Source organism: Microbacterium sp., from assembly GCF_047971895.1.
Taxonomy (GTDB): Bacteria; Actinomycetota; Actinomycetes; order Actinomycetales; family Microbacteriaceae; genus Microbacterium.
Genome location: NZ_JBKEAF010000102.1, coordinates 22,960 through 31,311 on the forward strand (window position 1 = coordinate 22,960; position 8,352 = coordinate 31,311).

12 protein-coding genes are annotated in these 8,352 nt (G+C 68.2%); 4 read left to right on the forward strand and 8 right to left on the reverse strand.

Translation table 11 applies throughout. The annotated features are described in order from the left end of the window. The first annotated feature begins 104 nt into the window (after nucleotides 1-104). A complete protein-coding gene (locus tag ACK5IN_RS08035; RefSeq protein ID WP_416895671.1) occupies nucleotides 105-1,016 on the forward strand; it encodes a LysR substrate-binding domain-containing protein in 912 nt (303 codons plus the stop codon). An 85-nt stretch (nucleotides 1,017-1,101) separates the two neighbouring features. On the opposite strand, the gene ACK5IN_RS08040 is transcribed toward ACK5IN_RS08035, so the two are convergent. The 6 genes from ACK5IN_RS08040 to ACK5IN_RS08065 all read right to left on the reverse strand — a co-directional run bounded on the left by ACK5IN_RS08040 (nucleotide 1,102) and on the right by ACK5IN_RS08065 (nucleotide 3,633). Continuing rightward, complete coding sequence (locus tag ACK5IN_RS08040) at nucleotides 1,102-1,752, reverse strand: hypothetical protein (RefSeq protein WP_416895672.1); 651 nt, start codon at nucleotides 1,750-1,752, stop codon at nucleotides 1,102-1,104. 168 nt (nucleotides 1,753-1,920) lie between these two features. Beyond that, on the reverse strand, nucleotides 1,921-2,193 hold the full coding sequence (locus ACK5IN_RS08045; protein ID WP_416895673.1) for a glutaredoxin family protein: 273 nt from the start codon (nucleotides 2,191-2,193) through the stop codon (nucleotides 1,921-1,923). Next, nucleotides 2,190-2,483, reverse strand: coding sequence for a rhodanese-like domain-containing protein (locus ACK5IN_RS08050; RefSeq protein ID WP_416895674.1), 294 nt, complete (start codon nucleotides 2,481-2,483; stop codon nucleotides 2,190-2,192). The genes ACK5IN_RS08045 and ACK5IN_RS08050 overlap by 4 nt, the downstream gene beginning before the upstream one ends. 185 nt (nucleotides 2,484-2,668) lie before the next feature. After that, nucleotides 2,669-2,767 carry a 30S ribosomal protein bS22 gene (locus tag ACK5IN_RS08055; RefSeq protein WP_003792170.1) on the reverse strand — a complete coding sequence of 33 codons (99 nt, stop codon included), beginning with the start codon at nucleotides 2,765-2,767 and terminating at the stop codon, nucleotides 2,669-2,671. 94 nt (nucleotides 2,768-2,861) lie between these two features. Beyond that, entirely contained in the window at nucleotides 2,862-3,053 is a 192-nt protein-coding gene (locus tag ACK5IN_RS08060; RefSeq protein ID WP_416895675.1) for a helix-turn-helix domain-containing protein, read from the reverse strand. A gap of 166 nt (nucleotides 3,054-3,219) precedes the next feature. Further along, nucleotides 3,220-3,633: an ArsR/SmtB family transcription factor gene (locus ACK5IN_RS08065; protein WP_416895676.1), complete on the reverse strand. Its 414-nt coding sequence runs from the start codon at nucleotides 3,631-3,633 to the stop codon at nucleotides 3,220-3,222. Nucleotides 3,634-3,782: 149 nt separating this feature from the next. On the opposite strand from ACK5IN_RS08065, the gene ACK5IN_RS08070 reads away from it, so the two are divergent. Further along, entirely contained in the window at nucleotides 3,783-5,141 is a 1,359-nt protein-coding gene (locus ACK5IN_RS08070; protein WP_416895682.1) for a TrkH family potassium uptake protein, read from the forward strand. Here ACK5IN_RS08070 and ACK5IN_RS08075 read toward each other — a convergent pair. Continuing rightward, complete coding sequence (locus tag ACK5IN_RS08075) at nucleotides 5,105-5,587, reverse strand: hypothetical protein (protein ID WP_416895677.1); 483 nt, start codon at nucleotides 5,585-5,587, stop codon at nucleotides 5,105-5,107. The genes ACK5IN_RS08070 and ACK5IN_RS08075 overlap by 37 nt on opposite strands. A gap of 22 nt (nucleotides 5,588-5,609) precedes the next feature. Between ACK5IN_RS08075 and ACK5IN_RS08080 the strand changes: the two genes are divergently transcribed. After that, nucleotides 5,610-6,281, forward strand: coding sequence for a potassium channel family protein (locus ACK5IN_RS08080; protein ID WP_416895678.1), 672 nt, complete (start codon nucleotides 5,610-5,612; stop codon nucleotides 6,279-6,281). Nucleotides 6,282-6,391: 110 nt separating this feature from the next. Here the strand turns inward: ACK5IN_RS08080 and proC are convergent, their stop codons facing one another. After that, the gene (proC, locus tag ACK5IN_RS08085; RefSeq protein WP_416895679.1) at nucleotides 6,392-7,228 is read right to left on the reverse strand and encodes a pyrroline-5-carboxylate reductase; all 837 of its coding nucleotides are present in this window, start codon (nucleotides 7,226-7,228) and stop codon (nucleotides 6,392-6,394) included. Between the two features lie 113 nt (nucleotides 7,229-7,341). Between proC and ACK5IN_RS08090 the strand changes: the two genes are divergently transcribed. Further along, nucleotides 7,342-8,352: alpha/beta fold hydrolase (locus ACK5IN_RS08090; protein WP_416895680.1), on the forward strand; the 1,011-nt coding region annotated here is incomplete at its 3' end.

Genomic DNA, 8,352 nt, shown 5'->3' on the forward strand with positions numbered 1-8,352 from the left:
ACGCGTGTCGTCCTTGTCACTGGTTTCGTGACTTCGACTGTAGGCGGATGCGAAAGTATGGTCCAATAGATTCTGATACCACTCTAAATAGATGCAATCAATACATGGCACTCCCCGATCTGAATCAACTCCGCACCTTCGTGGTGCTGTATGAGCTGCGCAGCCTCACCGCGACCGCGCAGCGTCTGCACGTGACACAACCCACCGTGAGCTATACCCTCGCCCGACTGCGCGAACGATTCGCCGACGATCTCTTCCGCCGCGAAGGCCACGTGATGGTTCCTACGGCACGAGCGACAGAGCTGTTCGGTCCGCTCAATGAGGCACTCACTCGGATCGACGACACCGTCCGTGGTGCTCTCGATTTCGATCCGGCGAGCTTTAGCGGAGAACTCACGCTGGGTCTGACCTCGATCGGCGAACAGACCTTTCTCCCACCGATCGTGTCCGCACTCGCCGACGAGGGCTCAACGCCCCATCTGCAGGTCACCCGGTTGGACGCCGACGAAGTGGAAGAAGAGCTCATCCGCGGGACGATCGACCTGGCGCTCACCGTCTCGTTGATGGATGCCTCACGCCTGTGGCGCACACCCGTGCGCAGTGTCGAGTACGTGGCAGTGACATCGCGGGACCACCCGTTGCCGGCCACCGGTCCCGAGATGTTCCGTGGCCGCCGATTCGTGCGCGTATCGGCCCGAGGCGGTCACGTCTTTCCCCTGCAGGCCCTTATCGAACACGGCCTGATGCCCCAGGTCGCCCTCACCGCCGAGGAGTACGCCACCGTTCCCGCGGTGCTGGTAGCAACCGATCTCATCGTGATGCTGCCACGCCACGTCGCCGAAGTTTTCCGTGGATGGTTCCCGGGCCTGCAGATCGCCGAGCTTCCCTGGCCCGGTCACAGCTCACCCGTGGCGCTGTATACCCGGCGGGATGGTGCCCTCTCACCGGCCCAACGATGGTTCCGCCGGCTGGTGTTGGGTGCGGTGTCGTCGGGCGAGTTCTCGGTCCCGGACTGAATATCGCCGGACCGGGGCACCCGGAGGAGCTGTGAGCGAGAACCGGATCGATCCGAAAGGGTGGTCGGGGCCGCTGCTGGTCGTACTAGCGGCGGGCGCGGTTCCAGCTGGCCTTGGCGGGGAACATCGGGCTGCGTACGTGAATCGCCCACGTCGAATGTGGGTGGATCCTCAGAAGGGCCCGCTCCCACCACTCCCGCGCCTGCTCCGAGAGACGCGGGAACACCGCGTCTTTGTCGACGTCATCTTCGGGACGGGGGCGAAGCGCCTTCCACACCAGTTGCACCTCCGGTGCACCGACAGGGACACCGTCGATATCGAGCACCGCCTGGTCCCAGGGCAGCTGCAGCCTCGGGTCACGTCGATACAGCCACGCCCGGTCGGTGCCGTCTTCGACGTTCACCCGCAGCACCCACACGCCCTTGTCGTCGTCGTGGATCCAGGTGGGCTGCCGATCGGTGTCTTCCTGCGCATCCGCCCAGGCCATCAGATTTCCATCCGAAGCGATCCACGCGCTCAGCCCCGCGGGAAGACCGGCGATCAGGCTCTCCTGGTCGCGCGGTGTCGTGCTCACATCGATGTTGGGGCGTTCTCGAATGTCCTCGCCCAGCCACCGGTCCAGCGCACATCCGCCCGAAAGCCACCAGCGGGCATCCACGGGACCGAAGATGTCCCGCACAGCCACCGCAGAAAGGGGCACCCATTCGGCATCGGGAGACGGCGTCGATGTGACCATGTTCTGAGGCTACCGCGTGCGTGACACACCCTCGACGCGATGTCTGCCAGGCAGGGCACGACCCCAGCCCGCGCACCGCCGTCAGGTCGTCGGCGATGCGTCGAGCCTGCTCGGCTCGCTGCGTCTGGTCGGCGGTCGCAAGCAACCAGGAGGCGATGTGTCGCAGCGTCATGCCCGCACCCCCGTCGCGTCGAGCAGTGCCGTGCGCAGCCGGTCGGGTGCGACGCGCCAGTGACCGTGCAACTGACCGTCGATCAGCACCACCGGGATCTTCTCCCACCACAGGTCGTGGAGGGCGGGGTCGTCGAGGATCGAGCGCTGCTCGGTGCGGATGCCTGCGACCACCTCGTCGGGAAGCTCGGCCAGCATGTGCTCGATCACCTCCTGTGCGACGTCGCACAGGTGGCAGTCCGGCTTGCCGATGAGGGTGAGGGTCGTCATCGTTCGACGGGGAGCCCTGCGGCGATCCAGTCGTTGGTGCCGCCGTCGACGTTCGTCGCGTCGTAGCCGCGGGCCGTCAGCGCCTCGACGACGCGCCCCGACCGGGCCCCGGCCGCGCAGATCACGTCGAACGCGCCGTCGGGCAGCTCGTGCAGGCGGTCGCCCAGACTCGACATCGGCAGGTTGACCGCGCCGGGGACCCGCGCGGAGGCGAACTCATCGGGCTCGCGAACGTCGATGAGGGGCACACCCTCGCGCGTACTCAGCTGCTGGACGGTGATCGACTTCATCCGTTCAGATTACCCGCGGCAGGAGTCGCGGGGGCGCTATGGCCGTGTACAGGTCGGTGTCGAAGCCCGAGTAGCCGCTGTCACTGGCGGGTTCGTCGAAGCCGAAGGGCGGATAGGGGATGTCGGTCGCCGCTGGGGAAACACGAAGCACCCGTCCAGAGGACAGGCGCTCGGTGTCTTGCCGCCTACTTCTTGTTGCGGCGCTGGTGGCGAGTCTTGCGAAGCAGCTTGCGGTGCTTCTTCTTCGCCATGCGCTTGCGGCGCTTCTTGATGACTGAACCCACAGAGAACCTCACTGAGTCGAGAGCAGCGCACGTATCGGCGCCACGGGCAAACGGAAAATGCCGCGGGACAGTCTATCAGTCTGCGTGGCGTCGCTCAGCCGACGTCCGAGATCGGGCGCTGCAGGGCGGTGGTGACGGCCGACTCGGGCACGCGATAGGACCGCCCGAAGCGGACCGCAGGCAGCTCACCGGAGTGCACGAGCCGATACACGGTCATCTTTGACACACGCATGATCTCGGCGACCTCGGCGACGGTGAGAAACCGCACGTCCGGCAACTCGGCCATTCGTTTCCCCTTCTCCCAGCACGATCCCAACGGAACGGGCTTCACTCTATTGCGTCCTGCGACCTCTGTAAACCAGTGAGGCCCGTGTGATCGCTGAGGATGCGCACCGTCAGGCCTAGCGGGTTCGCCGCAGCCTGCGCTGAGCCCGCCAAAGGCCGAGCCGGCGCTAGCCGCCGAGCCGCTTCAGCGCGCCGCTGACGGCGTGCTTGGCCTGGGCTGCCACACGGCCCAGGCCCTCAGCGGCACGGACGGCGGGCTCAGGCAGCTCGAGGGAGATCTGGGCGGCGACCGCCGCGGTGTCGACCTCATCGACGAGAAACGGCACGAGCCAGTCATCGACCTCCTCGAGCGGCCCCCGCGCCAGGCTGTAGAAGCGGTGCTGGCCCTCTTCGCGCACCGATACGAGGTGCGCTTCGCGCAGCACCTTCAGGTGCTTCGACACGGTGGGCTGGCTGACTCCGAGCTCCTGCACGATGTGCGACACACTAGTGCCCTGCTCACCCGCCGCTGAGCGTTCGCGCAGCAGCTGCAGGATCTCACGGCGAGTGCCGTCCGCAATCACGTCGAAGATGTCCGCCATGTGCTCAGAGTAGTCGGGCCACGCACGGAGTACCATGACGTGGGTCTTCGGAGTGAGGAGCGCGCATGGCGGCAGACCGGCTGCGGGAGGCCCGCCGCACCGGGGTTCTGGGTTGGCTCGGGCGGCGCGGCGAAGAGATCCGGCAGGCCATGACGGCCTCGCCGGCGCGGTTCGCCGTACTCGTTTTCGTCGCGCTCATCCTCATCTTCACGTTCCTGTACTCGCTTCCCATGGCGGCCGCCGACGGACGCAGAACCCCCTTCGCCGATGCTCTGTTCACGGCCGTGTCGACCATCTGTGTGACCGGGCTCACGACCGTCGACATGGCGACGCACTGGTCGCCGTTCGGGCACGTCGTCACGTACGTCGGGGTGAACGTCGGAGCGATGGGCGTGCTGACATTCGCATCCATCCTCGGCCTGGTGATCTCCAAGCGCCTCGGACTGCGGGCGAAACTCATCGCGGCCGGCGACTCCAACCCACTGCGCGCGCACGGCGGCCCGGTGAATGAGGGGCAGACCGTGCGCCTGGGCGAGGTGGGCCAGCTGCTCGCCACGGTCGCTCTGTCAACGCTCGTCATCGAGGCGGTGCTCGCGATCCTCCTCTATCCGTCGCTGATCTGGGCCGGCATCGCACCGCTGACTGCACTCTGGGAAGCGCCCTACTACGCAGCCATGGCTTTCACGAACACCGGATTCGTCCCGAATCCGGAGGGCCTCACACTGTTCGCCGACGACTACGTCCTTCTCACCGTGCTGATGGCCGGTGTCTTCCTCGGCTCCATCGGCTTCCCCGTGATCTACACCCTCCTGAAGCGGCATTGGCACTTCCGGCTGTGGTCGCTGCACGCCAAGCTCACGCTCATCACGACCATGCTGCTGTTCTTCGCCGGTGCCGGAGCCTTTCTGCTGCTCGAGTACGACAACGCCACGAGTCTCGGGACGATGGATGCCTGGGACACCACCTTCCAGGCCTTCTTCCTGTCGGCGATGACCCGGTCCGGCGGCTTCTCTGTGGTGCCGATCGATCAGTTGGGCGGTTCGTCGCTGCTGGTCGCCTCGATGCTCATGTTCGTCGGCGGAGGCTCAGCCTCCACCGCCGGCGGCATCAAGGTGACGACGCTGGCCGTACTCGCGCTGGCGGTGTTCTCCGAGGCGCGGGGCCGCCAGTCGGTGCAGGTGTTCGGTCACCGCATCCCGAGCGACGTGCAGCGCGTCGCGCTGTCGGTGGTGGCGTGGGGTGCCACGATCGTCGCCCTGTCGACGATCACGATCACCGAGATCACCAAGGCGCCCGTCGAGTACGTGCTGTTCGATGTGATCTCGGGCTTCGCGACCGTCGGCCTGTCGACCGGGGTCACCGCGAACCTTCCGGATCCGGGCATCTACGTCATGGCGCTGACGATGTTCATGGGCCGCGTCGGCACCGTGACTCTCGCCGCCGCGGTGGCCGCGACATCCCGCTCGCAGCTCTACGCGCTGCCGGTCGAGCGCCCGATCGTCGGCTGATCGGCAGCACGCCGCTCGGCGCGCGCGACGAGCATCCCGGCGGCGATGGCGGCGATCGGGGCAGCGACGGCGACGACGATACCCGTCAGGCCGAACCACGACCAGCCGCTCGGGCTGAGCAGCCCGTTCACGACGCCGAAGGCGAGCCATAGAACCGCGGTGCCGAGGGCTGCGCCGAGAGCCGCAGCATCCCGTCGCGACGGCGGGGATTTCACCAGGGCACGGTCCCACACGAGCAGGGCGAGCACGCCCCCGCCGACGGCGGCGAGTGCGGTGACCGCGCCGATCGCACCGCCCACGACGATGGTGTTGACAAAGGCGCCCCAGCCGCCGTAGCGGCGGTAGTCGGGGTTGCCGGCCAGATAGACGCCGAGAGACATCAGGCACCCGAGCGCAGCCCCCACCGGGAGGGCGAGCGTGATCGGCCGCCGGTATCTGCGCCACATGCGTTCAGGCTAGCGTTGCATCATGGTGAAGCAGATCCGCAAAGACGCCCCGGTGCTCATCGTCGGCCTCGGCCGCTTCGGCGCGGCGTGCGCCGGCGAACTCGATCACCTCGACCGCGAAGTACTCGCGATCGACGAGGACCTCGAGCTCGTGCAGAAGTGGTCCGAGCGCGTCACGCACACGGTGCAGGCCGACGCCCGCAACCTCGACGCACTGAAGCAGATCGGTGCGCAGGACTTCCAGGTCGCGGTGGTCGCCGTCGGCTCGTTCATCGAGGCATCCGTCCTCATCACCGCGAACCTCGTCGACCTGAAGATCCCACAGATCTGGGCGAAGGCGGTGTCGCAGTCGCACGGCAAGATCCTCGCGCGCGTCGGCGCCAACCACGTCATCTACCCCGAGCGCGAGGCGGGTGAGCGCGTCGCGCACCTGGTGAGCGGGCGCATGCTCGACTTCATCCGCTTCGACGACGACTTCGCACTCGCCAAGCTGTACCCGCCGAAGTTCATCCGCGGTGTGGGCCTGAACGAGTCGGGCGTGCGCACGAAGTACAACGTGACAGTGGTGGGCGTGAAGAGCCCGGGCAAGCCGTTCCGTTACGCCGAGGCGAACACGGTGGTCACCGACCACGACCTCATCATCGTGTCGGGCACGAACAGCGACATCGAGCGCTTCGCATCACTCGATCGCTGAATCGGCTGCGGGTCGGTGCGGTGATTCGCGGCAGGTGAAGCGCGCGACGAAGCGGGCGGGTGGCGACGCGCGGGTGGCGACGCGCGGACGACGGAGCGCGCGGGTGGATGCTACGCGCCGGCGGCGAGCTCGCGGGCGCGGGCGAGCGCGGCATCGGTCGCCGTCGCGAACAGCTCGTCGAGGCGGGCGCCCTGCAGCACGGCGACGGCGCGCTCGGTCGTGCCCTTCGGACTCGTCACACGGCGGCGCAGCTCGGCGGGGTCGTCCCCACTCGCCTCGAGCAGCGCGGCCGCGCCGATGAAGGTCTGCTCGGCCATCAGCCGCGCCTCGGCCTGGTCGAAGCCCTTGCCGACGGCGGCCTTGGTGAGCTCTTCGATGAGCAGGAACACGTAGGCAGGGCCGGAGCCCGAGATCGTCGAGAGCGCGTCGATCTGCGACTCGGGCAGCTCGATCACCGCCCCGCACGTCTCGAACAGACGCCGCACGGTCGCAATGTCGCGCGGTGAGGCCGCAGAGCCCGCGGCGAGCCCGGTGACCGCCTTGCCGACGACCGCAGGGGTGTTCGGCATCGACCGCAGCACGGGCGCGTCGGCGCCCAGGATCTCTTCGAACGTGGCGATCGTGACGCCGGCGGCCAGGCTCACGACGACCGTGCCCGGGCGCAGCACCGGCGCGATCTCGCGCAGCAGTTCGGGCACCATTGCGGGCTTCACGCCGATCAGCACGACGTCGGCCGCGGCAGCGGCATCCACGTTCCCGCTCGGCAGCTCGTCGAGCGCGATGCTCGTGACACCGGGCAGCTCTGCCAGCGCGGCGGCCTTGGCGGCCGTGCGGTTGGTGACCGTGACGCGCGGGGCCAGCCCCGAGGCGGCAACGCCCTGCAGGATCGCGCCGCCCATCGAGCCGGCGCCGAGGATCGCGAGGGGCGGCAGGGGTGTCTCAGGCATGCGGCCATCCTACGATCACGCCAGACCTGAAAGCCGGTTCATATCGAGGAGGCGAGCGGTTATCATCGACAGCGGGGGCGGGATGCCTCCGGCCACATGAGAAGGATGTGCACATGACCCTCTTCGACGGCATCACGAGCCGCGTCATCCCGACCTCGCGCGTGAGCGTGAACATCCTCGAGCGCACCGGCGACCACCCGGCCACTCCTCCGGAGCGCACCGTCGTATTCGTGCACGGCAATGTGTCGTCGGCGCTGTTCTGGCAGGAGATCATGCAGGACCTGCCCAGCGACCTGCGCGCGATCGCCGTCGACCTGCGCGGCTTCGGCGACAGCGAGATCGCCCCCGTCGACGCGACCCGCGGCCTCCGCGACTACAGCGACGACGTGTTCGCCGTGCTCGAGGCCCTGGACATCCCCACGGCCCACCTCGTCGGCTGGTCGATGGGCGGCGGCGTCGTGATGCAGTACGCCCTCGACCACCCCGTGCTGAGCCTCACGCTGCAGGCGCCGGTCTCGCCATACGGGTTCGGCGGCACCCGCCGCGATGGCACCCGCCTTACGGACGACGACGCCGGCTGCGGCGGGGGCGGCGGCAACCCCGACTTCGTCGCGCGGCTGGCCGCCGGCGACACCACGGCCGACGCGCAGACGTCGCCGCGCAGCGTCTTCCGCGCCAGCTATGTCGCCCCCGGCTATACGAGCGAGCACGAGGACGTCTGGGTCGAGTCGATGCTCACGACCTCGACCGCCGAGGGCAACTACCCGGGCGACGGAAAGCAGAGCGAGAACTGGCCGGGCTTCGGTGTCGGCGACATCGGCGTGCTCAACACGATGGCGCCCAAGCACTTCAACGTCGCCCGCATCGTCGACCTCGACCCCAAGCCCCCGATCCTGTGGGTGCGCGGCACCGCCGACGCGATCGTGTCAGACGCGTCGTTCTTCGACCTCAATCACCTCGGTGCGCTCGGCATGATCCCCGGCTGGCCCGGCGCCGACGTCGCGCCCGCGCAGGAGATGGTGTCGCAGACGCGTGACGTGCTCGGCGCCTATGCGGCCGCCGGCGGCACGATCGCCGAGCTGACCCTCGACGGTGTGGGCCACTCGCCGCACCTCGAGCGCCCG

What these genes read in the sequence shown, in the direction of transcription:
- ACK5IN_RS08050 (WP_416895674.1), bottom strand. Translation starts at nt 2,483, where the DNA reads ATGAAGTCGATCACCGTCCAGCAGCTGAGTACGCGCGAGGGTGTGCCC.
- ACK5IN_RS08035 (WP_416895671.1), top strand. Translation starts at nt 105, where the DNA reads ATGGCACTCCCCGATCTGAATCAACTCCGCACCTTCGTGGTGCTGTAT.
- ACK5IN_RS08060 (WP_416895675.1), bottom strand. Translation starts at nt 3,053, where the DNA reads ATGGCCGAGTTGCCGGACGTGCGGTTTCTCACCGTCGCCGAGGTCGCC.
- ACK5IN_RS08065 (WP_416895676.1), bottom strand. Translation starts at nt 3,633, where the DNA reads ATGGCGGACATCTTCGACGTGATTGCGGACGGCACTCGCCGTGAGATC.
- proC (WP_416895679.1), bottom strand. Translation starts at nt 7,228, where the DNA reads ATGCCTGAGACACCCCTGCCGCCCCTCGCGATCCTCGGCGCCGGCTCG.
- ACK5IN_RS08080 (WP_416895678.1), top strand. Translation starts at nt 5,610, where the DNA reads ATGGTGAAGCAGATCCGCAAAGACGCCCCGGTGCTCATCGTCGGCCTC.
- ACK5IN_RS08075 (WP_416895677.1), bottom strand. Translation starts at nt 5,587, where the DNA reads ATGTGGCGCAGATACCGGCGGCCGATCACGCTCGCCCTCCCGGTGGGG.
- ACK5IN_RS08045 (WP_416895673.1), bottom strand. Translation starts at nt 2,193, where the DNA reads ATGACGACCCTCACCCTCATCGGCAAGCCGGACTGCCACCTGTGCGAC.
- ACK5IN_RS08040 (WP_416895672.1), bottom strand. Translation starts at nt 1,752, where the DNA reads ATGGTCACATCGACGCCGTCTCCCGATGCCGAATGGGTGCCCCTTTCT.
- ACK5IN_RS08070 (WP_416895682.1), top strand. Translation starts at nt 3,783, where the DNA reads ATGACGGCCTCGCCGGCGCGGTTCGCCGTACTCGTTTTCGTCGCGCTC.